Origin of the sequence: Sulfurospirillum diekertiae (genome assembly GCF_011769985.2) — a bacterium.
Lineage (GTDB): Bacteria > Campylobacterota > Campylobacteria > Campylobacterales > Sulfurospirillaceae > Sulfurospirillum > Sulfurospirillum diekertiae.
The window spans coordinates 717299-743296 of the sequence record NZ_CP039734.2 but is presented as its reverse complement, the minus strand read 5'-3'; the positions used below and the strand labels follow the sequence as shown (position 1 = coordinate 743296).

General features: G+C 38.7%; 22 protein-coding genes and 1 tRNA gene. 8 read left to right on the top strand and 15 right to left on the bottom strand.

What is annotated here, in order from left to right:
• Positions 1–93 precede the first annotated feature (93 nt).
• The gene (locus tag FA584_RS03800; protein WP_167750263.1) at positions 94–666 is read left to right on the top strand and encodes an adenylate kinase; all 573 of its coding nucleotides are present in this window, start codon (positions 94–96) and stop codon (positions 664–666) included.
• Positions 666–1400, top strand: coding sequence for a competence/damage-inducible protein A (locus FA584_RS03795; protein ID WP_167750262.1), 735 nt, complete (start codon positions 666–668; stop codon positions 1398–1400). The genes FA584_RS03800 and FA584_RS03795 overlap by 1 nt, the downstream gene beginning before the upstream one ends.
• On the opposite strand, the gene FA584_RS03790 is transcribed toward FA584_RS03795, so the two are convergent.
• From FA584_RS03790 to FA584_RS03735, 12 genes are all read right to left on the bottom strand, one after another.
• Entirely contained in the window at positions 1387–3096 is a 1710-nt protein-coding gene (locus FA584_RS03790; protein WP_167750261.1) for an N-acetylmuramoyl-L-alanine amidase family protein, read from the bottom strand. The two genes, FA584_RS03795 and FA584_RS03790, sit on opposite strands and share 14 nt — an antisense overlap.
• Positions 3080–4180, bottom strand: a complete 1101-nt coding sequence (locus FA584_RS03785; RefSeq protein ID WP_167750260.1) for a nitronate monooxygenase — start codon at positions 4178–4180, stop codon at positions 3080–3082. Before FA584_RS03785 ends, FA584_RS03790 begins: the two co-directional genes overlap by 17 nt.
• Entirely contained in the window at positions 4180–5385 is a 1206-nt protein-coding gene (gene tyrS, locus FA584_RS03780) for a tyrosine--tRNA ligase (protein WP_228448203.1), read from the bottom strand. The genes FA584_RS03785 and tyrS overlap by 1 nt, the downstream gene beginning before the upstream one ends.
• A gap of 26 nt (positions 5386–5411) precedes the next feature.
• Entirely contained in the window at positions 5412–7568 is a 2157-nt protein-coding gene (locus FA584_RS03775; protein WP_096046053.1) for a RelA/SpoT family protein, read from the bottom strand.
• Positions 7569–7580: 12 nt separating this feature from the next.
• Complete coding sequence (locus tag FA584_RS03770; protein WP_096046052.1) at positions 7581–7796, bottom strand: DNA-directed RNA polymerase subunit omega; 216 nt, start codon at positions 7794–7796, stop codon at positions 7581–7583.
• A 10-nt stretch (positions 7797–7806) separates the two neighbouring features.
• Positions 7807–8526: a UMP kinase gene (pyrH, locus tag FA584_RS03765; RefSeq protein WP_087437971.1), complete on the bottom strand. Its 720-nt coding sequence runs from the start codon at positions 8524–8526 to the stop codon at positions 7807–7809.
• A 65-nt stretch (positions 8527–8591) separates the two neighbouring features.
• Positions 8592–9827: a murein hydrolase activator EnvC family protein gene (locus FA584_RS03760; protein WP_167750258.1), complete on the bottom strand. Its 1236-nt coding sequence runs from the start codon at positions 9825–9827 to the stop codon at positions 8592–8594.
• Positions 9824–10633 (bottom strand): FtsX-like permease family protein, encoded by an 810-nt coding sequence (locus FA584_RS03755; RefSeq protein WP_096046049.1) that lies wholly within the window; start codon positions 10631–10633, stop codon positions 9824–9826. Before FA584_RS03755 ends, FA584_RS03760 begins: the two co-directional genes overlap by 4 nt.
• Complete coding sequence (locus FA584_RS03750) at positions 10620–11291, bottom strand: cell division ATP-binding protein FtsE (protein ID WP_096046048.1); 672 nt, start codon at positions 11289–11291, stop codon at positions 10620–10622. The genes FA584_RS03755 and FA584_RS03750 overlap by 14 nt, the downstream gene beginning before the upstream one ends.
• Positions 11275–12453: a tRNA (guanosine(46)-N7)-methyltransferase TrmB gene (trmB, locus tag FA584_RS03745; protein WP_167750257.1), complete on the bottom strand. Its 1179-nt coding sequence runs from the start codon at positions 12451–12453 to the stop codon at positions 11275–11277. Before trmB ends, FA584_RS03750 begins: the two co-directional genes overlap by 17 nt.
• 3 nt (positions 12454–12456) lie before the next feature.
• Positions 12457–13719, bottom strand: a complete 1263-nt coding sequence (locus FA584_RS03740; protein ID WP_228448105.1) for a fibronectin type III domain-containing protein — start codon at positions 13717–13719, stop codon at positions 12457–12459.
• Positions 13646–14629, bottom strand: coding sequence for an RluA family pseudouridine synthase (locus FA584_RS03735; RefSeq protein WP_088437244.1), 984 nt, complete (start codon positions 14627–14629; stop codon positions 13646–13648). The genes FA584_RS03740 and FA584_RS03735 overlap by 74 nt, the downstream gene beginning before the upstream one ends.
• Before the next feature lie 57 nt (positions 14630–14686).
• Here FA584_RS03735 and FA584_RS03730 point away from each other — a divergent pair, with 57 nt between their 5' ends.
• The 3 genes from FA584_RS03730 to FA584_RS03720 all read left to right on the top strand — a co-directional run bounded on the left by FA584_RS03730 (position 14687) and on the right by FA584_RS03720 (position 16468).
• Positions 14687–15793, top strand: a complete 1107-nt coding sequence (locus tag FA584_RS03730) for an FtsW/RodA/SpoVE family cell cycle protein (protein ID WP_087437966.1) — start codon at positions 14687–14689, stop codon at positions 15791–15793.
• Between the two features lie 67 nt (positions 15794–15860).
• Positions 15861–15937 (top strand) — tRNA-Ile (locus FA584_RS03725).
• Between the two features lie 51 nt (positions 15938–15988).
• Positions 15989–16468, top strand: a complete 480-nt coding sequence (locus FA584_RS03720; RefSeq protein WP_087437965.1) for a hypothetical protein — start codon at positions 15989–15991, stop codon at positions 16466–16468.
• Between the two features lie 189 nt (positions 16469–16657).
• On the opposite strand, the gene FA584_RS03715 is transcribed toward FA584_RS03720, so the two are convergent.
• A complete protein-coding gene (locus FA584_RS03715) occupies positions 16658–18478 on the bottom strand; it encodes a KUP/HAK/KT family potassium transporter (protein ID WP_087437964.1) in 1821 nt (606 codons plus the stop codon).
• Between the two features lie 364 nt (positions 18479–18842).
• Between FA584_RS03715 and FA584_RS03710 the strand changes: the two genes are divergently transcribed.
• Both FA584_RS03710 and FA584_RS03705 read left to right on the top strand, forming a co-directional pair.
• On the top strand, positions 18843–19271 hold the full coding sequence (locus FA584_RS03710; RefSeq protein ID WP_087437963.1) for a CidA/LrgA family protein: 429 nt from the start codon (positions 18843–18845) through the stop codon (positions 19269–19271).
• The gene (locus FA584_RS03705) at positions 19268–19993 is read left to right on the top strand and encodes an LrgB family protein (RefSeq protein ID WP_087437962.1); all 726 of its coding nucleotides are present in this window, start codon (positions 19268–19270) and stop codon (positions 19991–19993) included. Before FA584_RS03710 ends, FA584_RS03705 begins: the two co-directional genes overlap by 4 nt.
• On the opposite strand, the gene FA584_RS03700 is transcribed toward FA584_RS03705, so the two are convergent.
• The gene (locus FA584_RS03700; RefSeq protein ID WP_167750256.1) at positions 19990–21270 is read right to left on the bottom strand and encodes an aminotransferase class V-fold PLP-dependent enzyme; all 1281 of its coding nucleotides are present in this window, start codon (positions 21268–21270) and stop codon (positions 19990–19992) included. The two genes, FA584_RS03705 and FA584_RS03700, sit on opposite strands and share 4 nt — an antisense overlap.
• Before the next feature lie 68 nt (positions 21271–21338).
• Here FA584_RS03700 and FA584_RS03695 point away from each other — a divergent pair, with 68 nt between their 5' ends.
• Positions 21339–22355 carry a sensor histidine kinase gene (locus FA584_RS03695; protein ID WP_167750255.1) on the top strand — a complete coding sequence of 339 codons (1017 nt, stop codon included), beginning with the start codon at positions 21339–21341 and terminating at the stop codon, positions 22353–22355.
• Positions 22356–22388: 33 nt separating this feature from the next.
• On the opposite strand, the gene dnaE is transcribed toward FA584_RS03695, so the two are convergent.
• The gene (dnaE, locus tag FA584_RS03690) at positions 22389–25934 is read right to left on the bottom strand and encodes a DNA polymerase III subunit alpha (RefSeq protein WP_167750254.1); all 3546 of its coding nucleotides are present in this window, start codon (positions 25932–25934) and stop codon (positions 22389–22391) included.
• Positions 25935–25998: the final 64 nt, after the last annotated feature.

The following is a 25998-nucleotide window of genomic DNA, read 5'->3' as shown; positions in this document are numbered from 1 at the left end:
TGCTGAGATGCGCAGCAAGCTTTAGTGCCCTAGTGGCTAACGTAGCAACAAGAGTTTTACTTTTGTTGCGTATAAAAATTAAAAAGGATGTTGATGAAGAAACTATTTTTGATTATTGGCGCCCCAGGCAGCGGAAAAACAACGGATGCGAGTTTAATTGCAGAAAAAAATAGCGACGTAATTGCGCACTACTCAACAGGTGAGTTACTTCGTGATGAGGTGGCTAGTGGTAGTGAACTGGGTAAAACGATTGATTCATTTGTCAGTGCGGGCAATCTTGTTCCTCTTGATATTGTTATCAATACCATTGTTAGCGCCATCAAAAATAGCCCTAAAGATGTCATTTTGATCGATGGTTTTCCACGCTCTGATGAGCAGATGAAAGCACTGGATGCTATTCTTGCAAAAGAAACTACTGTGAAACTTGTCTCTGTCGTGGAAGTAGAAGTCAGCGAGCAAGTTGCATGTGATCGTGTTCTAGGACGTGCACGTGGAGCGGATGATAACGTTCAAGTCTTCAAAAATCGTATGAAAGTGTACACGGAACCATTAGCGGGTATTCAAGCCTTCTACGGTGCGAAAAATCTTCTTCATAAAATCAATGGCGAACGTACCATCGAAGAGATCGTCAGCGAGATGGAAAACTTCGTTAAAAGCAACATCTAATGCACCACTTCTACTCTGTTATCATTGGGACTGAACTGCTCAATGGTCGCAGGGTAGATAAACACTTCGCCTTTATTAACCAAGAGCTTCAAAGTCGCGGACTTTTACATGTAGGAAGTTTTGTCATTCAAGATGACCCCTCGCTTATTCAAAACTGTTTCAATATGATTTTACAAGATTCAAAGAGCGTAATGTTTTGCTTTGGGGGTATTGGTGCAACACCTGATGATCTCACACGTGCTATTGCTAGTGAAGTTTTTACAGGGCAGCCTTTAGCTTTACATGTAAAGGCAAAAGAGCTTATTGTGAATCAGTTTGGAGATGAAGCGTACCCTCATAGAATCACGATGGCAATGCTTCCACCAGAAGCTGATCTTTTGCATAATGTTGTCAATCAAGTCCCCGGCTTTTCACTTTTTAATCGTTTCTTTTTTACACCAGGCTTTCCCTCTATGGCTTGGCCAATGATCAAAGAAGCTCTCGATAAATACTTCCCCATTCAACCTATGCTTTTTAGCACATCATTTATCGTTGAAGCAGCGGAAAATGACTTAATTGAGATCATGGAAGCTTTACCCAAAGAGCTTAATTTCTCCTCACTCCCTCGTTTCGAAGAACACAAACGTATTGTGGAAATTTATCTTGCACACACGGACCAAGCACTTGTAGAGCATTGGTCAGATTTCTTTAAAGAGAGTGTACTCAAAAAAGGGAAAACCATTAGGGGTTGTTAACGTAATAACGATCAATTCCATCACTAATACCATCTACAAGCTGTTTTTGATATTGAGGATTGACCATATTGTCTGACTCTTCAGGATTGGTAATATATCCAAGTTCAATCAATACAGAAGGCATTGTGGCACCGACTAAGACCCAAAAAGGAGCTTCTCTAACCCCACCATCTTCAACATTATATTTCTTTTTGACGGCTTTTAGCATGCTTGATTGTATATCAATCGCCATCTTATTGGAAAGTACAATTTTCTCACGATTGAAAACATTGAGAAAGGTCTCTTTTGAGTAAAAATCCATCTCTTCCATGGTTGATTGATTTTCCAATGCGGCGACGTTTTTAGAACGCTCCGATCGATCCGGAGAGAGGAAAAAGGTCTCTAGCCCTTTCATCGAGAGTTTTTTAGCTTCATTGGGTGCAGCATTTGCATGCAAAGAAACAAACAAGTCCGCATTTTTATCATTAGCCACTTTGGTACGATCTCTTAGTTCAATAAATTCATCACTTTGACGTGTATAAAAGACTTTGTAACCACGTGATTTTAACTCTTTTCCTAATTGCAAAGCCATCTCTAAAACAAGGTTTTTTTCAAGACGTTGTTTATATCCTGTGGCACCCGAATCCTTTCCACCATGTCCAGCATCTATGACAATGGTTTTGTCACGTTTAGGTCCTTTTTTTGAACTGCTCAAAGAAGTAGCACTAGACGCAGAGGGTGGAGGAGTCGTCTTTGCTGTTGCTGTGACAGGAGAGGCACTAGCCGCGGCAACAGGAGCAACTGTTGCTGGTGGAGGTATATTTTTATGAGTAGCTTCTACAACGGGTTGTTGAGGCTGTGGTATAGGTCTTTGGGTTAAAACAGGCTGTTTATTGAGTGAAAGAATGACTTGGTTTTCAAACACGCTAACATATGTCTCAAAGGCACTAGGAGCATCTAGAATAATACGAATAGCATTATTATTGTATTGACTAATTCGTAAACTTTGCAGCTTTTTAGGTGTCGTAATCGTCAAAGGAGCATTCATAATAATTGCTGGGATATCAATAATTTTTTTATAACTGTCTGCACTTTTAAGAACAAAAATTTTCACACTACTTTCTACAACCTTAGCCCCAAAATCAAGCACAATTTCATCTTCATTGGTCACAACATGTTGAAGTACATTTTTACCATTATATGATTTTGGAAGCGCAGAATTTGACTGGTTTGATGAACCACTACTATTGGCCGTTTGCATCGCTGGTCTATTTTCATTAACGACAGATGCAGGCGGCATGGGGGCAGGAGCAAAAGCCGATGGTGATGATGCCGAAGAAGACGGCGTATTACTGGAGGAAGCAGCAAAACTCTCTTCAGATGCAGGAGGAGGAACAAGAGGCTTAGAAGGAGCTGTTTTTTTGCTACCTTTGCCTAATGTTGCAAGCTCTGACTCATACTTTGATGCATCTAACTTAAGAACTTTAGCAGTCTTAATCAATCGCTCCAATGTCTCTTTTTTGAGATTTTCATCATTACCAATAATAGATTGAATATAAATAGCTTTCAGTCCATGAAAGATACGCAACATCTCATCATTACTTGCACCATTCATTTGTGTATCATACTGCTGTAATTGTTGCATGTAATTCGGAGCACCCAAAAGGGCTACACACATCAACAGTAAAACAAAAAATGATCTAATTAGTTTCCCCATATACCAACTTTGCGATCAGCTCTTTTACACTGATAATTTCATTGAGTTTATAACCATTTGCACCTGTAAAGAAAAGCCCTGTTTCGACTTTCCCCATATAGGCATCGCTCAAACTATCTGCAATACAATACCCTACTGCTTTAGCTTCTTGCCCCCGATGACACGGACTGACACAGTTACTAATACAACGAATAGGTGGTCCTTCTCTTTTTTCAACCATCTTGATAAGATTGGTTCTCACACCACGCGCTGGATAACCTACGGGTGATTTAAAGAGTTTAATATCTTCTTGGTGTGCGTTCAGCAAAATTTCTTTAAAATTTTGATCGGCATCACACTCATGTGTTCCAATGAAACGGGTTCCCATTTGAACGCCATCTGCTCCCAAGCTCATCATCTTTAAAATATCATTGTGATCCCATACGCCACCTGCAGCAAAAAGAGGAAACTCGCCACCCCAAGCCTTAATCTCTTCACGAATAGGTCCAATTAAATTTTCAAGCTGATACTCTTCCATAGCGCATTGTTCATAGGTAAAACCTTGATGCCCACCACTTAAAGGACCTTCAACAACAATAGCATCTGGCAAGCGATTATAACGTTGTGTCCAACGTTTACAAATAATTCTTAATGCCTTTGCCGAAGAGACAATAGGAACGAGTGCTACATCAGGATAGGCAGCCGTAAATTCAGGCATATTGGTTGGAAGCCCTGCTCCGGTAATAATGATATTAACTCCTGCTTCGCATGAGTCCTTAATAACACGTTCATAATCATTAATGGCATAAAGAATATTCATTGCAAGTGGTTTTGAGCCACAAATTTTTCGTGCATTTTCAACAATTGCAAATAAAGCCTCTTTGGAGTAAAAATTCTCCGTCTCGAAGGGGCGTGTATTGATGTTTTTTTTACTAAAGTGCGTGTTCTGATAATAACCTGTTCCAACAGAGCTAATGACACCCAATCCGCCTTCTAAACTTACGGTTCCTGCAAGTTTATCCCAACTGATGCCTAGCCCCATACCCCCTTGAATAATAGGATATTCAAGTGTGTACTTGCCAATTTTAAGAGGTTCAAATGCCATTACTGCACCTTTAATCGAGCAAATTTTCGCTTACCGACTTGGAGAATATACTCTCCACATTCCAATTGTAGCTGTTCATCATCCACTTTGTCTTGATCAAGCTTTACTGCTCCTTGCTTAATATCACGTCTAGCTTGTGAAGTTGAAATTTCAAGTCCACAATCAACCAAAGCTTTGGCGATCCAAATAGGAGATTCTTTACATGTAAAGGTTTCAATGTCTGTTGGAATCTCATTTTGAGAATGGACACGATCAAACTCAGCTTGAGCTTCAAGTGCTTCAGCTTTGCCATGATAACGCTCAACCATTTCTGCAGCAATCATCTCTTTTGCATGTTTGGGATGGATAGTACCTGCGGCAACATCCTTCTTAAGAGCTTCAATTTCTTCAAGACTTTTCGTGCTTAAAAGCTCATAATAACGCCACATCAAATCATCAGAAATACTAAGCATCTTACCAAACATATCCGATGGTGCATCTGTAACACCAATATAATTGCCTAAAGATTTACTCATTTTATTAACGCCATCTAAGCCTTCGAGTAACGGCATCATAATGACGGCTTGCTCTTTGCCGATGTTATAGGCACGTTGTAAATGACGCCCCATTAAAAGATTGAACTTCTGATCGGTACCACCCATTTCAATATCACTTTTCATTGCAACACTATCGTAGCCTTGAAGCAATGGGTATATAAATTCGCTAATCGAAATAGGTGTTTGAGATTTATAGCGTTTTTCAAAATCTTCACGCTCAAGCATACGTGCCACATTAAATGTTGTTGTAAGTTCCACCAAACCTGATGCACCTAAAGCCTCAATCCACTCGGAGTTAAAGAGAACCACTGTTTTTTCAGGGTCTAAGATTTTGAAGACTTGTTCTTTATAGCTTTGCGCATTGGCTAAAACAACTTCACGTGTCAATTTTTTACGTGTCTCATTTTTGCCCGTTGGATCACCAATCATACCTGTAAAATCACCAATCAAAAACTGAACAATAGCTCCAAATTTTTGAAGGAGTGCCATTTTTTGAAGAAGCACTGTATGCCCTAAGTGAAGGTCTGGTGCTGTGGGATCAAATCCCGCTTTCACTAAAAAAGTTTCACCTTTTTCAAAATAATTTTTGAGTAATGTAACAACACGCTCTTCATCAATAATCTCACTAATCCCTCTTTTGATCTCTTTGAGCGCATTTTGAATCCGCATATCCATTCTATCAGTTCCTTCTTCGATTATTTATAGGCATCATTGACTGAAATAAATTCAATCACTCGGTATTTTCCTTTGAGATTATCCCGTACTGCATTCACATTTTTATCAGGCAATTCCAAAATCATCTCAAAATAGTCTGCATGACCTTCATCTTCACCCTTGCCGAGTTCTATCGTCACCAGATTGATCTGCATTTTAGCCAAATAAGCTAAAAATGAGGCTAAAGAACCTTTCTTGTTTTCAAGACTTACAATCAATTTGTAACGATCGGGCGCTTCTCTCGTCCATTTCACAAATACCATAGGCTCATTTTCTTCCATCAAAGTCGCTGCACGTTCACACAACTTATGATGCACAAAAACATCATTGCCTTTTTTAAAACCTACAATATCATCCCCTCGTTTAGGATGACAACAGTAGTCAAAATAGACGTTAGAAATATGATGATTTGAGTAGATGACGATATTTTCAAACTTCTGCTTTTTGATGTGATAACGATCTTTTTTGAGTAAAGGAAACAGCATCGTATCTTGCATAGCATAGAGTTTTAATGTATTAGCCACATCTTGTAAATAAATAGAATCTGTAGAAATTTTAAAAATCTTTTTCATAGCATGTTCTTGTTCCACCCATGCTTCAACTTTACTTTCAGCAACTCCAAAAGTATAGGCAAGGATTTTGATCGCTACTTTGTGGTTAATCTCTTTGATTTTTTGACGGCAATTCGATTGAATCGTACTTTTTGCTTTACCTGTTTTAACACTATTGATCCAGCTACAACGATATTTTGGCTCTTTTGAGGTTACAATACGAACAATGTCACCATTTTTGAGTTCACTTAAAAGTGGTACTTTTTGTTTATTAACATACGCCTCATCCGCATATGTACCAACTTCAGTATGAACTTCATAAGCAAAATCTAGCACTGTCGCCCCACGAGGAAGCGTAAAGATATCTCCTTTGGGAGAAAAAACCGCTATATCTTCAGTATAAAGATTATCTTTGGCAATGGCATAAAAATCTTCAATATTTTCAATCTCTTCATTTTGGTTATTGAGTTCATTGAGCCAATCCAGTTTAGGATTAAGACCTCCTGATTTATATTTCCAATGTGCTGCCACACCATATTCTGCTGTTTTATTCATATCATAGGTTCGGATTTGCGCTTCAACAATGGACTTATCATCAAATACCGTTGTATGAATTGTCTGATAACCATTTTCTTTCGGTATCGCGATATAATCTTTAAAACGTGATATTAACGGCTTAAAATGTTGATGAACAATACCAAGGGCACGGTAGCAATCAATGGGAGTTCGCACAATAATACGAATGGCTAAAAGATCCAAAACTTCTTCAATGCTGACACCTTTACGCTGCATTTTAAGATAAATGGAATAATAGTGTTTAACACGCTTTTGAATCGTAAAATCGCTCTCAATAAATCCTTCTTTGAGCATATGATTTTTAATTTTGGAGATAAAATGATTGAGGCGAAGTTGAAGTTGTTGCCCATGCTCTGTAATATAGCCATCAATTTTAGTGTACTCATTGGGCATAACATAGAAGAAACTAAAATCTTCCAAAAGATTTTTAATGGAAGAGATACCCAGACGGTGTGCAATAGGTGCATAAACCACTAATGTCTCTTCTGCAATACGACGTTGCTTAACAGGATCAAGTGCAGCAAGCGTAAGCATATTATGAAGTCTATCACATAATTTCACGACTAATACACGCACATCACGAATAGAGGCAATAAGCATCTTTCGAAACGTTAGAGCAGAAGCAACCAGTTTGTCATTGGAGTACGAAGGTATCAATTCAACATCACGTATTTCAACAATTTTAGTTAAACCATCTACTAAATGTCCAACTTCCTCACCAAACATTACCTTAATATCTTCAGAAGAGCATGAAGTATCTTCAACGACATCGTGCAGCAAACCTGCTACAATCATCGGCTCATCGCCACCCAAGTATGCGACAAAAACGCACACTAAGATAGGATGAACAACATACTCTTCGCCACTTTTACGATATTGCCCTTTATGTTTAGTCATCGTAAACGTAACTGCTTTCTCAATGTTGGGCGTTGGCTTTATATACTTATATAAGAGTTCTACCGCTTTTTCAGAGCTTTTACACTCTTTGACAATTTCAAGTAACTCTTCCAATGTTCAAACTACTTAACAGTCAGTAATAGATTCTAATCTAACTTTGCCTTCTGCAATTTCAAGAAGAGCAATGTCTGTAAACTTTTGTTTGTTTTTATCCGCTTTAATCAAAGGCTCTGCACCATTTGAAAGTTGCTCTGCTCTTTTAGAAACCATCATGACTAATTTATAACGATCTTGACCGACAAGCAATAAAGCTCTTGCTGTAATTTCTTCTGTTCTTTCCATCTTTTTTTCCTTATTTATTTCTAACGATTGAGCAACACGATAAGTTGCCTTCTATAATTTTTTGTAAATTTCCTTTTGCAAACATATTACAAATGACAATCGGGAGATTGTTGTCTTTTGCAAGCGCAATGGACGTATCGTCCATGACTTTAATATTATCATCCATGGCTCTATCATAAGTCAGTTCAGCTAATTTTTGTGCATCAGGAAATTTCTTAGGATCTCTATCATATACACCATCGACCTTTGTTGCTTTGATAATCATATCTGCGCCAATTTCAATCGCACGTAGTGTTGCCGCAGTATCAGTTGTAAAGAAAGGGTTGCCTGTGCCTGCAGCAAAAATTACAATACGCCCTTTTTCAAAATGACGTTGTGCTCGTCTGACGATAAACGTCTCACAAATGGCTTCCATTTTAATCGCACTTTGAACTCTCACTTCCATTCCAACATGTTCAAGCGCCTCTTGCATTGCAATGCTATTAATCACGGTTGACAGCATTCCCATATAATCACCACTCGTACGTTTGATAATACCATCTTTTGCAGCGCTCACACCTCGAATGATGTTGCCTCCGCCAATAACGATACCAATTTCAATGTTATGTATCACCAATGATTTAATCTCATCAGCAATATATTTTAAAATAGTCGTGTCAATACCAAATCCATTATCACCTGCAAGTGCTTCACCAGAGAACTTAACTAAAACTCTTTTTCTCTTCTCCATATTATATAAACCTTTCTTTCTAGGCATAGAAAACTTCTATATTTTATCCTAACAGACCTAAAAAGTTACTTTGCAATCAGTTCTAGTGGGTCAATGTGAAAATTTTTCTGAGTCACTTCGAAGGTAAGATCATTGTCAACACGACCAATGACATACCCTTTTTTGATTTTCTGTCCTACCTGAATCGTAGGTGCAATTTTTGAGAGATGCGCATAAATCGTATGAATTTCATCACCATTTTCGATAATAACCACTTTTTCCATAGAGGCAGTATCTTTAGCAAAGATAACTTTCCCATTTAAGACGCTTTTAACGGTAGCATCGGGGGTTGAAGATGCCAGAACAACAGATTCATTAAAAATTTTAATCTTATAGATAGGATCAACATAATCGCCAAATTTACGTTTTACATTGTAACTATCCAACGGAGCGATGGTTCGCTCTCCAACATATTTTTTTACGTTACTGTTTTGATAGGAAGAGCCAATTTGCCTAATACTATTGTCTTCCCCACCAACGGTTTTAGGCCCTTTGTCTCTTTTTGCAGCATTTTTTTCAGCTAAAAGTTTATTTTCTTCTTGAACCTTAATAATTTTAAGTTGCTCAAGTGTTGTTCTAATTTCATCACGTTCTTTTTGAATATCATCTAACTGTTTTTTGTAACCTTCTTTTTTTGTATTAAGAGCGAGGATGGAACTTTCACGTTTTTTTTCCAGTGCGACAAGCTCATCTTTTTTACTTTTTGAACTTTGGATTTCACCATGAATCGTTTTGATTTCCTGGCTTTGAGAGTAAATTTGGTCATTGACTTGTTTATAATCTGCCGCTAATTTTCCAAACTCCTTACGCATAATGGTGTCCATTTTCTGAAGCACTTCATCCACTAAAATCCCATCTTCATTATCTAAATAATCACTATCTGAAACTAAATAAAATGAAAAATCCTCTGCAATAATTTTGATAATTTTTTGTTCTAACCCTTTTTTTTGAGAGGAAAGTGCTTGAGTGTCTTTCGTCAATTTGTCCAAATATTCACTTTTTTGTTGAACAACTTCTTGCGAGTCGTTGATTGTACGACTAAGCTCTTCAATCTTATCTTTAATTTTTTCAATATCTTTTTCTTCGTTTACAATATCGTTGGCGATATCTTGGAGTTTGCCGTGGATTTGTTTTTCAGTTTGCATTTTTTCTTGCAACGTTTTTGCTTTTTCATCAATTTTTTGCGCTGTATTACCCGATGAAGCTGCCAGCAGTATTAATGGCAGAAAAAGCGCCACACCACTCAACAATCCTAATTTCATACACGCCCTATCTTACGAGAAACAATGGTTACGGCAATCAAAGAGAATAAAATAGAAGCACCTATCAGGATGCCTCCCTCAAAAAGAAGATCAAACTCAGGAAGCATAATGTCAAGTTCTGCTGCAAAATCTTTAACAATCGTTATTTTGGGGGCTATCGTATATATTGCACATACCGCGATAGAACTTATGAGCGAATCAACCAATGTCATACGGTACAACATTGCACTTTTCATAAAAAAGGAGGCACCAAAAAGTGTCATAATGGACATTCTACGGTTATGTTCATACGTCCAAATGCGAATCTGCTTAAAAATGAGGAGTATAGCTACAAACGCCACAAAAAATGCAAAAATATAGACCATTGCCTGAAGTAATAGAAACATTTTAAACATCTTTTCATGCGTCTTAGCAAACGTTTCAATACGGGTTATCGAACTAATGCTTAAGAGCTTCTGCTTAATCGCTTCAACTCTTTTTTTATTAGGAATAGACTCAAGTTTTAAGGAGTAAAATTTTGGAAGAGCGACTTGCAAAAGAGCCAAGTTTTTGGATGACATATCATTTTTAAGACGATCCAATATCTTTTTACTACTAATCTCCGATAAAGACTCAATTTCTGGAATCTGCTTTTTGAGGTCTTCTTCTTTGAGCTCTGATGAAGAGACCACAACAATAGCATAGTCATTCACTATTTTCGTTGCATAGTCATTGACAATACTCTTAATAACATTTGTAAATTGAAATGAAAAGAGCAATACAAAGACAGAAATCATAATCGAAAAATGGCTATTAATTGACCTCATGTAAAACGCCACCTTCTAAGAAATAGTGTTTATAATCAATGCCAAGAGATGCTGGGATATTATGCGTTACCACTAAAACAGTCGTACCTAAATGCTCTTTAGCACCTTTTAGCAAATTCCAAATCACTTCACTCGAATAGCTATCCAAATTTCCTGTAGGCTCATCCGCTAAAATAAGGACAGGGTTGTGTGCCAAGGCTCTTGCCATAGCAACACGTTGTTGTTCCCCACCACTCAGTTCATAAGGGTATTTATTGATTTTATGCAACAACTTGACATGTTTTAAAAGCTTATGCGCTTGTTTGATACAAACACTTTTTGAAAATCCACCAATAATAAGAGGCAACATGACATTTTGTTCCACTGTCCACTCATCAATCAGTTTATAGTCTTGAAAAACAACACCTAAATAACGTCTCAAAAGATTAAGCTTTGAACTACTAATATTTTTAAAATCAATGCCACATACGTTAAGATCACCACGATTAGGGAAGAGCTCACCGTAAAGCGACTTGATAATGGTTGATTTTCCGCTACCACTTTTGCCCGTAATAAAGACAAATTCTTGTGCTTTGATTTGCATACTTGCATCTGTAATGATCGGCTCATCTCGCCCATAGCTAATATTTAAGCCATTGGCTTTAATCACATATTCCATGAAACCACTCTTTAATTAATGTATGAGCTGCTCTGTTGCTTTTCGTTGCTAAAATTGCATCTGGCAGATAGGAAACTTTACCCTTTTGAATTTCTATATAACACTTTTCATTACGTTCGTTTGCACCAAAAGAGAGGCGAATGAGCCCACTGTGTTCATCAATTTCAAAGAGCTCTTCAAAATGGACAAAAAAGCCCTCTCCTCGTAACAATTCATCTTTAAAAACATCACGAATTTTTCTAAAATCAACATGCTCATCAAAATGCAATGTATCAGGCTTTGAAATAGATGCAGAAAGCATTTCATTGGTTAAAATGACATCGTAAATATCTTTTTCCATCTTACGCCATCGGTCTTCGTATTTACTTGTAATCTCAAGTTCCGCATTTTTTTTCACATGCACATCGGCACGGGAAAGTTGCATCATCTGCGCAAAAGTGAACTCAAAATAGAGTGGACTGTCGGTTCGAAGCTCCAAAGTACCCTTTACATGTAAAACACGTAACGCCTCTTCAATGAAAGCCGCAGATAAAACACGGCGGTGCGGTTTTTTATCCCAAGGAACAGGAAAGTGTACAAAAATACGCCCCACCACATTGGAGGGCAAGAACTCCATAAACAAGCGTGCATCATAATCGACAACTAAAATATTTTCAATTGATTGAAGTTCGCATTGTTTTAAAACTTGCTCAATGGATGGCTTATGAATTTCTAGACCAATAAACTGAATATGTGGATTTTTCTTTGCCTGATGAAGTAAGTGTCGTCCACTTCCAAAGCCGATTTCGATCCAAATTTCACCTTTCACGTCAAAGTGATGTGCAAAAAAATCAATCTCTTTGAGGTAAGGCGAATGCTTGACTTCTAAAAAATTCTTAGGTTCAATATTGGAATAAATTTCTTTGGCTTCGCATGCATCTCTAAAATCAATCAACACTTTTTGCAAAAAAGAGGCTTGGGTTGGGCGAGTAACTTTGTCACCCTTGACCAGTAAATTCCCATCCTCTTTTTGATGAATACGAATCAGTAAATGCTCTCCTTGCATTGAGGCCATCACTAGTTTATTGCCCCTCTTAGAGTGCGCTTCGTAACTAAATGTGGTCTCTTTGTACGTACAAGGATAGCTTAAAGGTTTCAGTGTTTGCGTATGAAAATTCGGCATAAATTAATTTGATCCCTTTGGAATCGTAATAAGCACACTATCCGAAGGTTTAGAAGCAATACCATATTTATCAATTGCAATAATATTATATTTGTACTCTACACCAGGAACGGTGTCTTGGTCAACAAAATTGCTCTCAAAGATACCTGTAAAATTCTGTTTTTTTGTTTTGCCAGAGATCTCAAATTCTTTGGTAACACTGTATTTGATTGCATTATCATCCCCCGCCCATGAAATGGAAATAGAACTACCATCATGTTTTACCGAACTGACAGAAGGAGCATTCAGTGCTGAGAGTGTCATACCAGCAACCGTTGTATCTTGCTTTGATTCAAGACCATCAACATCGACAGCTACAACTCTGTAGTAATAGGTTTTACCGTTATCGTTGATTAAATCTTCAAACTCGGTATTGACTGTTTTGCCAAAAAAAGTATAGAACAGACCTGATGTTGGAGAACGATAGATTTTATAATAAGCAAAATCACTTGTCGTTGATGGACTCCATGTCAAAATAATTTTTTTAGGTAAATCTGACGTTGCTTTAACACCTGTAATGCCACGAGGTAGAGGTTTTGAATGTGCTTCAACGGTATCACTTGGTTTTGAGACAACATCATCAGAGGTCTTTACTTTAACACGGTAACGGTAAACAGAATTATCTTTAATATCTTTGTCGATATATTCGGCATTTAATCTACCTTTAACTTTGCCAATCTCATCCCATGAATTAGACTTATATTCGTTACGTTCAATGATGTAATATTCTACATTCTGCTGTGAATGTGGTCTCCAAATAATTTTAATACACGCAGGCAATCCTGAGACCGCATTGATAAATGAAACAGAATCAATGGCACCTACGGTTGGAGTGTTAGCGACAAGTCCTGTTGTTGTTACGCTTGCCATAGCACTTAACGCAGATTCATGTTTGTCCGCAGAATAGGTACTCATCTGATAGCTATAGCTTGAGTTGGGTCTTAGTTTCGTATCCACATAGTGTGATACGTATTTGTCTTTAATGGTGGCAATCTTTTTCATACTATTGCCTTCCATTCGGTATAAGTAGTACCCTTCGATTTGTGAACTGTAGATTGGCGTCCATTCAAAACCAACTTCTGTAGAACCTGCCAAGGTACGAATGCCTTCTATTCTGGGCATAGAAGCATCAACAACGGGCTCTTTAGGTGTTTCAAGCGTCTTTTCGCAACCACTGATCATGAAGCTTAAAGCCATTAACGATACTATCCAAAGTAATTTTTTCATCTACCTCTTCCTTACTGAAATGGTGTCTTAAATAGGCATCAAAATCATCCCACAATGGAGCATTTATTTGCAATAATTGCCCTGTTCTTGGATGCATAAGATACAAAATATAAGCGTGTAACATAACTCTTGGTATTGTACCATTTTGGCTCTTAAAGCCGTATAAACTATCGCCCAAGATGTGGCGAGAGAGTGCTTGGAGATGCACTCTGATCTGATGCGTTCGCCCTGTAAAAAGTTTGGCGGCAATCAGCTCTTTTTTACCATCACGAGATACCAAAAGTTTTGAAAAAGCACTTTTTGCCATGCGTCCATCTTTTTTAAGGACATCCATTTTCAAACGATTATTAACACTACGTCCAATAGGCAGCTCAACAACAATATTATCTTTGAGAGGCAAATCAATCATGGCGAGATAGTATCGCCCCATACTTTTATCTTCTAACTGAGAAGAGAGGCTTAAATGCGCTTCATTGTTTTTAGCAATCACTAGCGCACCACTGGTTTCTTTGTCGATGCGGTGTACAATACCATGACGCTCTTCACCGCTGATAGTAGAAAGATTAATACGCTTAAACTTCAGCCAATCCACGAGTGTTGCTTCTTTGACACTAGGAGCCCCATGAACCGTTAAAAACGGTGGCTTATTAATCACCAGAAGATCATCATCTTCATACAAAATAGGCACATCAAAATTAACTTCATACTCACTTGAACTCTGTTCAGCCTCTGCAAACTCATAACAAATGACATTGCCTTCCACAAGCTTCGTACTGCACTTTGTGCACAATTTTCCATCGACCATAACACCGATATTTTTAATGAGTTTTTCGACCTGATTGCGCGGTAGTTCTAGCGCTTCACTCATCGCGGCATCAAGCCTTTTTGACTCTTTACATGTAAACTCCATACAGCCTACTTTCTTCTAATTTTTGATATACTTGCGAAAACTTTCCAAAGGGATAGAGTGTTTCAAATTGATAGGCGCATCTTAACACATTTTGATTTTTTAATTCCTATACTCGTTCTTCCTATCATCGTGATTTCCTATTATCTCATCGCAGAAGCCAACACGATGCTGGCCAATAAACAGATTGTCTATTACACGGTTGGATTTGTTGTGTTTCTCCTCTTTTTTATTATCCCTATTAAAAAAATTGAGTGGGTCATTCCTTTTTTTTATTGGGTCACGATTATTTTACTTTTGAGTGTTGATTTTTTTGGCATTGCAAAACTAGGTGCTCGAAGATGGCTAGAAATTCCCTTTGTGCATTTTACCATCCAGCCTTCTGAAATTTTCAAACCCGCTTTTATTTTAATGCTTGCCTACCTTATCAAGAACAATCCTCCAGAAGAGAATGGCTATGGATGGAAGTCTTTTTTTAAGCTCAGCTTTTATATTCTATTGCCATTTGTACTTGTGGCAAAAGAACCCGACCTTGGCACGGCTATGGTTTTAGTATTGTTGGGCTATGGAACGCTTTTTGTGATTGGTGTGCATAAAAAAATATGGATTACATTAGCCATTATCATTGGTATTTGCAGCCCTCTCATGTACAATAGTTTGCATGATTACCAAAAGCAACGTATTACTGATTTTATCTCTGAAAAGCCAAGTTACCATGTTAAGCAGTCTATCATTGCCATTGGTTCAGGTGGATTAACAGGAAAAGAACGCAGTGAAGCAACCCAAACACATTACAAATTCCTTCCCATCGCTACGAGTGATTTTATCTTTGCCTATACGGTTGAACGTCTTGGCTTTTGGGGAGCATTGGGGCTCATAGTCTGCTATGCCTCTTTAGTCACGCACCTTTTAAGTCTTAATTTTCTTTTGAAAGAAGACTATTTTGCTCGCGTCATCACCAGTGGTATCTCTTTACTGATATTTTTCTATATGAGCATTAATATTGCTATGACGATTGGGCTAGCTCCCGTAGTAGGTGTTCCATTACCTTTTTACAGCTACGGAGGAAGTAGTTTTATCACTTTCTTTGCTCTTTTTGGTATCTTAGAAAACCTATTAGCTTTCCGATTTGACCCGACCTACCGTTCCATCAAATATTCGCTCTAAGCCCGTGTGTAGCGTTATTTTTATATTCTTTTAACAATAAAAAAGATACAATTTCACTCTTTAAAATGGGTCCTTAGCTCAGTTGGTTAGAGCACCCCGCTCATAACGGGGTGGTCGAGTGTTCGAGCCACTCAGGACCCACCACTTGCTTCTTGGTTTTGATTACTTTTAATTTGATACAAAAAGGTAAATGTTATGAAAAAAGCACTTCTTTTTCTCGCAATCGCTTCACATATCTCTCTCTTTGCAGGTTTTTTAGATGATCTTATTGGTAAAGATAAAACTTTCCTAGAAGCCAATGGTTTTAAATGTACAGAGTTTTCCTGTGTAACGAAGGATCAAAACTATTTCAATGTCAAGCTTCTGGACAATGCTATTGAATACGTTGAAGTTTATAGTACCGATAAAGACGAAGTTTACCGTGTTGCACTTTATCTCTACCAAAATGATAAACTTAAAAATAAAGAGTTGGATGAGGCATTTTTCAAAGCACTAACCAAACTCAATGATAAATCAAAATTAACATATGATCTTTCTAAAGTAAGTGATAAATTTGGTAATGAAGCATTGATTACCATCACCGATGCCAAAAGAGCTACGGCTTATACAAATACCTTACGTGATACTTTCTTTGAAAGCATGAAACAATACAGCGAAACAGGTAGCCGAAAGTAACTCTTTTGGCACCTTTTCGGTGTTTTCATAACAACTATCAACTTTCACTAGCATTCTTCAAATTGACTTTCGTACACATCACTAACCGCATAGATGATCAGAGGAAATTCCAACGCTGCTAAGAGCATAACGTTAGAAGAAAGCAATTCCCTTCCAACGCCTTATCAATATACACTACCTACATGTCAGCTAGATTTCAATACGACGTGAAACACCGATGAGTTTTTCTTGAGGGAAATTGTAAAAGCTTACGAAACTTGGAGACATATCTTTAATCAGTGCATAAAGTTTCCATGAAAAATGTTTTGAGACAATTTCTTCATCGCCGTAAAAAATGGTTCGTTCATGAATATCCTGTTTTTTAAGGCTCTCTTCCATATTGAAAACCTCCATGTACCCAACATGAATCACAAGAAGATCAAGTCCCTCTGCCAAGGATTTAAACTCATTCGTAATGCCCAAAGGCTCATTCGTCGGTTTAACCTTCACAATCACATTTCTCTCATAAATAATGCCGTTTTGGAACATTGTTTTAGGGATATAAGCAGGGATATTTTCGGCCTTACGTGCAAAGAAAAGAGCAGTACCTTCAATATGAGACTCTTGTGCATAATGTGCATTGTATGCTTGTAAGAAATTTTCCTTATCTACCGAGTGAAATGAAGAGTAAAGGCGTTCTTGTCCTTGCGTATAAAGAATAATAAAGCCTAGTGGAACTGCTGCAATTAAGAGAGACCAGAAACCACCATGAGGAATTTTTAGAAGACACGATAAGAAGAAAACAAAACTAACCATCCCTGAAAAAGTGGCAAAACTCATTTTGATCCACTCTCTGCGGTAGGCAAAAATCATTGTCATTAAAACACCGGTAATGCTCATCGCTCCCGCAACAGCTAAACCATATGCAGCGGCAAGCTTTGCAGACTCTTTAAAGACAAAAAGCATAATAATGACACAGACAAATAAAAACCAGTTAATAGATCCTACATAAATTTGCGAACGTAACTCATGTGATGTGTATTCAACACGAAAATGGGGGAAAATACGTGTTGTCATAGCTTGATAAAGCACGGAAAAAATTCCACTGATCATTGCTTGCGAAGCGATAATGGTTGCTATAATTGTTAGGATAAGAAAAGGGACATATAAAAAAGGTGCAAACTCTCGCATCATTTCAAATAACGGGCTTCCAACAGACTCAGGATGCGTTAGCAAAAATGCTCCTTGTCCATAATAGCTTAAAATTAATGCGATAAAAGCAAAAACCCACCCCTTAAGAATAGGCAATCGCCCTAAATGGCCCATATCAGCATACAACGCCTCGCCACCAGTGGTTGCAAGAATAATATCTGCAAGAATAATAAAGGTAATAACAGGATTTGCCAGTGCAAAATTAATCGCATACATCGGATTAATTGCATTTAAAATAGAAAAATCTTGACTCACATACCAAAATCCAACGCCACCTAAACATAAAAACCAAATGACCATTATGGGACCAAAGGTAGAAGCGACTTTTTCAACACCTCTCTTTTGAACAACAAAAAGGGCAAATGCAATCAGTGTCGCTAAGATTAAAAGTACAATTTGAGGAAGCTCTTCGTATTGTGGAATAAGGAGAATACCTTCTACCGCACTCAGAATACTAATAGCAGGAGTAATAACACCATCGCCAATCATCAAGGAAAGCCCTAAAAATCCTAAGACGGATACTATAGAGACCATCTTTGCACTTTTAAGATGCGGTGTTAACATTTGAATGAGAACAACAGTACCACCTTCTCCTTTTGCACTTAAGCTCGTAGCTAACCATGCATATTGAATGGTAACAAGAATAGTTAATGCCCAAAAGACAAATGACAAAATACCATATATACTAACGACTGTTGGCGGAACAATAAGAAAAATAACTGCCAAGGTATAGATAGGACTTGTCCCAATATCGCCGTAAACAACACCGAGTGCCTTTATAACCATCATCTCATTTTTAATACGTTCTTTTAACGTCATATATTGTCATCCTTTGTAAACGGGGAAACACTTTTTTTCTCTTGCCTAAAAAAAGTGCAAGAGCTTATTCTAGTGCTTACAATATTAATTTTTACTAAAAGCTATAAAAGGAGAAAAAAAGAAAAAGATGTCTATAAGATTTAGAGTGATGGAAATCTCATTTTAGGGTTACATGTAAAGCTCTTATACGTGTTTAACGTATTTTATTTTTATTTTTGTGTATAATTCCACTCAATTAAATTTATGGTTATTGATGAAGTCTCCTTTGAATTCAGTATTACCCTTTCATGCGAGTTGATACTAAATTCCAAAAACTTTCTCATTATCTAAATTCATATGAACATCCCTATTAGAAAAGTTTATCATGCTACCACATACTTTTAAAAAACTTTTAATTCTTTTTAAACGTAAATTTCACAAAAGTCGTATCCTCCAAATAGTCCTTATCTGTGCTCTTTGGTTTTTTGCCGAAGAGATCTCTCTTCTTTTCCACATACCCATTCCCGGTGGCGTTATAGGATTACTCTTCGTACTGTTGCTTCTACAATTTAATATTCTGAGCATTCGCTCTTTAGCTCTTGGTGCAGAGTGGTTTTTAGCTGAAATGCTTCTTTTTTTTATACCGGCAGTGCCGGCGGTCCTAAACCACCAAGAATTTTTTGGTTGGACAGGGTTAAAAATCTTAGCCATTATTATTATAGGAACCATCATCGTGATTATTGGCACCGCTTTTATCGTCGATTTTAGTTTTTATAAACTAGAAAAACATACCAAAGATGAGAATCTACAATGAATTTTGATACATTTTTTACCTACCGTTCTCTTGTCATGGCAGCAGAAGTGACACTTTTATGGTCTATTGTCACTATAGGACTCTATTGGCTCTCTAAATATTTTCACCGCCGTTATAAACGTTGGTGGACGGCTCCTATTATTATTACTCCAATACTCCTAATCATCATAACGATTGTGTCACATACCAATTACAATGTCTATATCAGTGGCACACACTGGCTAATTGCATTGCTGGGACCTGCCACCGTTGCGTTTGCTGTTCCTATCTATAGGCGTAAACACATTATGATTTTATACTGGCGAACACTGAGTATTGGCGTTGTTTTTGGTTCGATTCTTTCCATTGCGTCTGCGTGGTTTTTAGCTTCGGCTGTGGGTATTGATAGTACGCTTCGATTAAGCCTTTTACCTCGCTCCATTAGCACACCTTTTGCTATGGTGATTTCAGGCGAGATTGGTGGTACGCCAGAATTAACGGCTATTTTTGTCATACTTACGGGAATTTTTGGTGCATCGTTTGGGCAATTATTACTCTATTGGTTGCCCCTAAAATCGAAGATGTCGCGTGGTGCCTCATTTGGTTTAGCGGCGCACGTTGTGGGTTCTAATAAAGCGTATGAGTTAGACAATGAAGTTGGAACTATCGCAGCATTGGTTATGGTCTTAACAGGTATTTTCAATGTGCTCATCGCCCCTTTACTGGAAACAATCCTAACCTAAACCTTTGAAAAAGTATCTTTTTTACGTAATGCTTTGACAGCCTTTTCAATCGCATAAAGCAATTGATCTATCTCTTTTTTAGTATGGGTATAATGGATAGAGATACGTAACCAACCCGGTTTTTCATCAAAACTTTGCCCATCCACGAGATGCAAAAGATCGTGCCCATAAGGTCCTGCACAACTACATCCTGCTCTGGTTTGAATACCAAATTCATCGGAGAGATACTGCGAAATATCGTACGGATTGATGCCTTCAAAGTTCAATGAAAAGATGGGAAGTTTATCTTGTGAATATTTACAATAAAGCTTAACCCCTTCAATTACTCGAAGCCTAGAACCAAAATAAAACTTGAGCTCTTCTTCCTTTTCATGAATCTTTTCTAAGCCGATTTCATTTCGAAGGTTATACGCTAAAGAAGCACGTATAAACTGTAAAATAGCAGGCGTTCCAGCATCCTCAATCAATTCAATATCACTTAAATACGTGTGAGATGTACGAGAAACATAACCCACCGTACCACCGCCAGCAAATGTCGGTGTTGTTTCCGTACAAAGTTCTTTCTTCATCACCAAAATACCGCAAGCACCCACGCCTCCCAAAAGTTTGTGAGGAGAGAGGAATAAAGCATCATAGTAATGGCAGTCAACGTTGATGTAAGGAGATGCGGCGGCGGCATCAAGGCACAAAATACCGTTATACTGTTTGATCAGTTGATAGATGCTTTTATAATCACTCACAATGCCTGTGACATTGGAAGCAACTGAAAAAGAGGCGATAATTTCACGCTCTTTATTGGCTTCAAGATTACGTTTCAAAAAGTCCATATCAATTTTTTCATCTTGATCGAGAGGTACGCGTATCACGTCACATAACCCTTCACGAAAGCTCAGTTCATTGGAGTGGTGTTCATATGGTCCCACAAAGACAAGGGGTAGTTTTTCAGGTTTACATGTAAAACGTTTAAGTGTGCGAGGAGGAATATAAATGCCAATGAGCTCTTGAAATTTTTTAATTGCACCCGTAGCTCCACTTCCACAGGGAAACACATAAAAACTCTCATCAATTTCCAAAGCGGTCTTAAGATCACTCCGTGCCTTGGCATAATATTTGCTTGTTTGAATGGCACTCGAAGCAACTTCTGAGTGGGTATTGGCATAGGTTTTCAAGATGGCTTGTATCTGTTTTTCAATCGGCTTATAGGCCTGACCAGATGCTGTGTAGTCAAAATAGAGAAGATTTTTATCTTTAATAATATTTTTGCGTATTGCTTGCACGACTTTATCCAAAAATTTTCGGGTATTATACCCTTAATAAACTTCTTATGCGATGATGGGAATCATAAATGATTGATGAAAATTTACTCAACAGCCTCAGTGCTAAAGAAAAAGAGCTCTTTAAACAAGGGTTAGCAGACCTGATTAACCAAACGTATGTCATTGAAGATGAGTATAAAAAGCTGGGCGTTTCCTACACCTCCCTTCAAGATTTTATTCGTCAGATCATTGAAGTACAACCGAATGCTTTGTGGGTTTTTGATGAAGATGGTGCCATTTTTTTGCAAAATAGCGAAGCTAAAAAAATGGAAGCTATTTTGGAAGGATTGCGTATTGAAGAAGAGAGCGAAGTTGATTTTGAAGGACGCTCTTATCTGGTTAAAAGCGTCACAAAAAGCGATAAAAAAATCATTACCGCTACAGATATTACGGAAGGTAAACGCCAAGAACGCCTTGTTTCCATGGGACAAGTTGCGGCACATCTTTCTCATGAAATTCGCAACCCCATAGGCTCCGTCTCTTTGCTTGCCTCTACATTACTCAAAAAAGTAGATCCTAGTGTCAAACCTCTCGTCACTGAAATTAAAAAGGCCATTTGGCGAGTGGAACGCATCATTAAAGCAACCCTTCTTTTTACCAAAAATGTTCAAATCAACCCAAGTTACTTCTACCTTGACCGCCTTATCAAAGAGTGTGAACAAGCCATATCACACTACTCCTACACCAAGGAGGTTTCGTTTCATTTTGATCTGCCTCACGTTGAGATTAAAGCCGATTTTGAGCTGCTCAATTTGGTACTTCAGAATTTTATTTTTAATGCGATTGACGCGATTGAAGAGTGTGAAAATGAGAGCGGGAATGTGAGCATTTCTTACGTGCAAGATTGTGAGTTTGTGCTTTTACATGTAAAGGATGATGGCAAGGCCATCGAAAATAAAAATATCCTCTTTGAACCGTTTAAAACAACCAAAACCAAAGGCAATGGACTTGGGCTTGCGCTTTCGTTGCAGATTATTCAAGCGCACAATGGAAGAATCAATCTTCTAGACGATCCAAAAGGCTTTGAAATTCGAATTCCGCGCTAAAGAGGCTATTAAAAGCCTCTTTACATGTAAAGGTTAGACGACCTTAACATACTCAAGTGCTGCGATCTGTTCATCAATACTATCATCGACACAAAAGCCTGTCTCGATCACGACATCTTGCAATTTTGAGGTGATAACGAGATGAAGCGGTCTACGCCCTCCATTTTGGCGCACAATTTGGTATAAAAATTCCAGCTTACTCGTATCATCACTCAGATCAAGCAGAAGCACTTTGGGCTCTTGGGGCACTTCAATGACTTTGGTTTCAATCTTCTCTTTTTTCGCTTCACCAAGCTCCATGATTTTCATGACACGCATTTTGGTATTCTGCCCATCGTTGCTCACGTCAACTTTAAAGCAGAGTGGTTTTTCCAAATCCATTCGGGAGAGTAATTCCAGCTGTTTTTCAAAAACGGTTAATTCCATTGAACCATGAAAATCCATGAGCGAGATGATGCCAAACTTGTTGCCTTTTTTGCTAATTTTTTCCGTAATGCCTTCCACTTTTCCAATAAAAAGGGCTTTACTTCCATCTTCAACCTGATCGCGCTCGCTGGAAAGCGTGTAATTCATTTCATCAATTTCCGCTCTAAATGCGTCCAAAGGATGCCCTGAGATGTAAAAACCAATCGTCTCTTTTTCCAGTTCAAGCATGCGTTTGTTATCAAATTCAGGGATATTTTCAATGCTCACTTGTACCGTCATCATCTCTTCGGCATCACCAAAGAGCGAATACTCCGCCATTTTTTTGGCACGGCTGCACTCCGCACTCGCTTCAATGATGCTATCAATATTTTCAAGTAACGCACGTCTGGAGTAGCCAAAGTCATCAAAACTACCTGATTTGATAAACGATTCTAACACTTTTTTATTGACCTTGGAGCTATCAATTCGGGAGATAAAATCACTCATATCCGCAAAAAGTGCGCCCTCTCTCGCTTCTAAAATCTTGCTGATCGCCGCATTGCCTACACCTTTGATCGCACCCATGCCAAAGAGAATCGCCTCTTGTCCATCGGTATCGGTGATCGCACTAAATTCGATCAAACTGTGCTGAATGGATGGTGGTAAAAGCTTCAATCCCAGACGTTTGACCTCATCGATGTACTTAACAATTTTATCGGTATTGTCTTGCTCTGAAGTAAGAAGCGCTGCCATAAACTCTTGTGGATAGTAGCATTTCAAATACGCCGTTTCAAATGTAACCATCGCATAGGCCGCGGAGTGCGATTTGTTAAAACCATATCCCGCAAACTTCTCAATTAAGCCAAAGAGCTCAATCGCATGGGCACGATCTAAGCCTTGGTTGACCGCACCTTGCGCGAACTCTTCGGCTTTTTGTTTCATGTAGTCGATCTTTTTCTTACCCATCGCACGACGAATCAAATCCGCTTCGCCAAGGCTAAAACCACCAATCGCTTGAACGATCTGCATAACCTGTTCTTGGTAAACAATAACCCCATACGTTGGCTCTAAAATCGGGCGAAGAGGCTTCGTAAACTCGTCAAAAAAATAACTGATTTCTTTGAGACCGTTTTTACGTTCGATAAAGTCATCGAGCATGCCTGATTCCATCGGACCTGGACGGTAAAGCGCGAGTACGGCGATCAGGTCTTCAAAGTTGGTCGGTTTGAGGCGTTCATTCAAAGACTGCATACCGCTTGACTCGATTTGGAACAATCCCACCGTTTCGCCACTTTGAATCAGCTCATACACCTTCGGATCATTCATATCAATGGTCGTAAAATCAATCTCTTTTTGATAACGAAGTTTAATGAGCTTAAGCGCATTATCAATCACCGTGAGGGTCTTCAGACCCAAGAAGTCGAACTTGATTAAGTCCACATCTTCAAGATAGTTGAGTGAATACTGCGTCACTAAGTGATCTTCGCCAGAAGGTTGGTAAAGCGGTGTTTTGTGCCACAACTCTTCATCGCTAATAACCACACCCGCGGCATGCATGCCTGAGTTGCGGTTCAGTCCTTCAAGTGCTAACGCAAACTTCCACACGCGTTGCATCTTCGGACTGCTTTCAATGAGTTCACGAAGTTTTGGCTCTTTTTGAAAGGCGCCTGGTTTGTACCCTTCTTCTCCCTCAACACCCACACCATTAAGTGTGATGCCCAGTTCATCGGGGATCAGTTTTGCCATTGCATCGGCTTCGGCATAAGGAATGGCGAGAACGCGCGCAACATCACGAATGACACCTTTGGCTAACAGCTTACCAAAGGTAATGACTTGTGCCACATTGTAACGTCCGTATTTTTCGACAACGTAATCAATGATTTCACCACGACGACTCTGGCAAAAGTCAATATCAATATCGGGCATACTAATACGTTCAGGATTCAAGAACCTCTCGAAGAGCAGGTTATAGGGCATCGGGTCAATGTCAGTGATAAAAAGCGAAAATGCGACCAAACTACCTGCTGCTGAACCACGGCCTGGTCCCACAGGAACACCGCGCTCTTTGGCTTCACGGATAAAATCCCAAACGATGAGCATATAACCAGGGAATTTCATCTTGCAGATAATGTCAATTTCCCGTTCCAGTCTGGCGCGATACTCTTCATGCTTACTGACATCAACATTTAAAAGACGCTTTTCGAGTCCTTTACGACTGTGGTACGCAAAAAACTCGTCATCGCTCTCAAAGCTAAGCCCCTCTTTGGCGGCATACTCTTTGGTAAATTTAAATTTAGGAGGGGTTGGATCGCCCAGTTTAATCTCCAAATTGCACTTCTCCACAATCTCTTGCGTATTGGAAATCGCTTCAGGAATATCCGCAAAAAGGTCGCTCATTTGAGAGGGCGATTTGAGATAAAACTCATGCACGGAGTGACGCAGACGATTCGGGTCATCAAACTCTTTGTTCATCGCAATACACATAAATGCCTCGTGCGCTTCGGCATTGTCTTGCTCTAGGTAGTGGGTATCGTTGGTGGCGATGACTTTTATGCCCGTCTCTTTGGAGATGCGCAAAATATCATCGTCGATGAAGTGTTGATCGGTAATGCCATGACGCATTAGCTCTAAGTAAAAGTCCTCACCAAAAATTTCTTTGTACTCAAGCGCTACCTCTTTAGCACGTTCATACCCTTTCGCGCCAAATTGGACATTGCGTTTGTTGTTGAGATTGAGATGCCAGTTGACTTCACCTTGCAGACATGCACCCGAGCACACCAGCCCTTCCGCGTGTTCGCGCAACATCTGTTTATTGATACGTGGATAATAGTAAAAACCTTTGATATAGCTCATCGACGCTAGGTACATCAAGTTTTTATAGCCGACCTCATTTTTAGCGTACAAACAGAGGTGAAAACGCTGTTTCGTGGTTTTATCGCCAATGTCCTCTTGGTTGTGGATGTACGCTTCCATGCCGATGATGGGCTTGATGCCCTCTTTGCGCATCGTTTTGTAAAAATCAATCGCGCCAAACATGTTTCCATGATCGGTGATCGCCACAGAAGTCACGCCTTGGGATTTCAGTTTTTTGACCAGCTTGCCTATTTTATTGGCGCCATCAAGGAGTGAATATTCGGTATGTAAATGTAAATGGGTGTACGGTATGTCGCTCATGGTTTCTCATCAATAATTAGTTTTTTCATTAGTATTTATTGTAGCGCATGAGGACTTAAGAGGG

Bases quoted from the DNA above. Each gene is read 5' to 3' on its own strand.
- FA584_RS03770 (WP_096046052.1), bottom strand. From the start codon at position 7,796: ATGGAAAGAACAGAAGAAATTACAGCAAGAGCTTTATTGCTTGTCGGT.
- FA584_RS03760 (WP_167750258.1), bottom strand. From the start codon at position 9,827: ATGAAATTAGGATTGTTGAGTGGTGTGGCGCTTTTTCTGCCATTAATA.
- FA584_RS03785 (WP_167750260.1), bottom strand. From the start codon at position 4,180: ATGGCATTTGAACCTCTTAAAATTGGCAAGTACACACTTGAATATCCT.
- tyrS (WP_228448203.1), bottom strand. From the start codon at position 5,385: ATGCGGATTCAAAATGCGCTCAAAGAGATCAAAAGAGGGATTAGTGAG.
- FA584_RS03800 (WP_167750263.1), top strand. From the start codon at position 94: ATGAAGAAACTATTTTTGATTATTGGCGCCCCAGGCAGCGGAAAAACA.
- FA584_RS03795 (WP_167750262.1), top strand. From the start codon at position 666: ATGCACCACTTCTACTCTGTTATCATTGGGACTGAACTGCTCAATGGT.
- pyrH (WP_087437971.1), bottom strand. From the start codon at position 8,526: ATGGAGAAGAGAAAAAGAGTTTTAGTTAAGTTCTCTGGTGAAGCACTT.
- FA584_RS03710 (WP_087437963.1), top strand. From the start codon at position 18,843: ATGCTACCACATACTTTTAAAAAACTTTTAATTCTTTTTAAACGTAAA.
- FA584_RS03695 (WP_167750255.1), top strand. From the start codon at position 21,339: ATGATTGATGAAAATTTACTCAACAGCCTCAGTGCTAAAGAAAAAGAG.
- FA584_RS03735 (WP_088437244.1), bottom strand. From the start codon at position 14,629: ATGGAGTTTACATGTAAAGAGTCAAAAAGGCTTGATGCCGCGATGAGT.
- dnaE (WP_167750254.1), bottom strand. From the start codon at position 25,934: ATGAGCGACATACCGTACACCCATTTACATTTACATACCGAATATTCA.
- FA584_RS03740 (WP_228448105.1), bottom strand. From the start codon at position 13,719: ATGAAAAAATTACTTTGGATAGTATCGTTAATGGCTTTAAGCTTCATG.
- FA584_RS03705 (WP_087437962.1), top strand. From the start codon at position 19,268: ATGAATTTTGATACATTTTTTACCTACCGTTCTCTTGTCATGGCAGCA.
- trmB (WP_167750257.1), bottom strand. From the start codon at position 12,453: ATGCCGAATTTTCATACGCAAACACTGAAACCTTTAAGCTATCCTTGT.
- FA584_RS03720 (WP_087437965.1), top strand. From the start codon at position 15,989: ATGAAAAAAGCACTTCTTTTTCTCGCAATCGCTTCACATATCTCTCTC.
- FA584_RS03715 (WP_087437964.1), bottom strand. From the start codon at position 18,478: ATGACGTTAAAAGAACGTATTAAAAATGAGATGATGGTTATAAAGGCA.
- FA584_RS03750 (WP_096046048.1), bottom strand. From the start codon at position 11,291: ATGGAATATGTGATTAAAGCCAATGGCTTAAATATTAGCTATGGGCGA.
- FA584_RS03790 (WP_167750261.1), bottom strand. From the start codon at position 3,096: ATGGGGAAACTAATTAGATCATTTTTTGTTTTACTGTTGATGTGTGTA.
- FA584_RS03755 (WP_096046049.1), bottom strand. From the start codon at position 10,633: ATGAGGTCAATTAATAGCCATTTTTCGATTATGATTTCTGTCTTTGTA.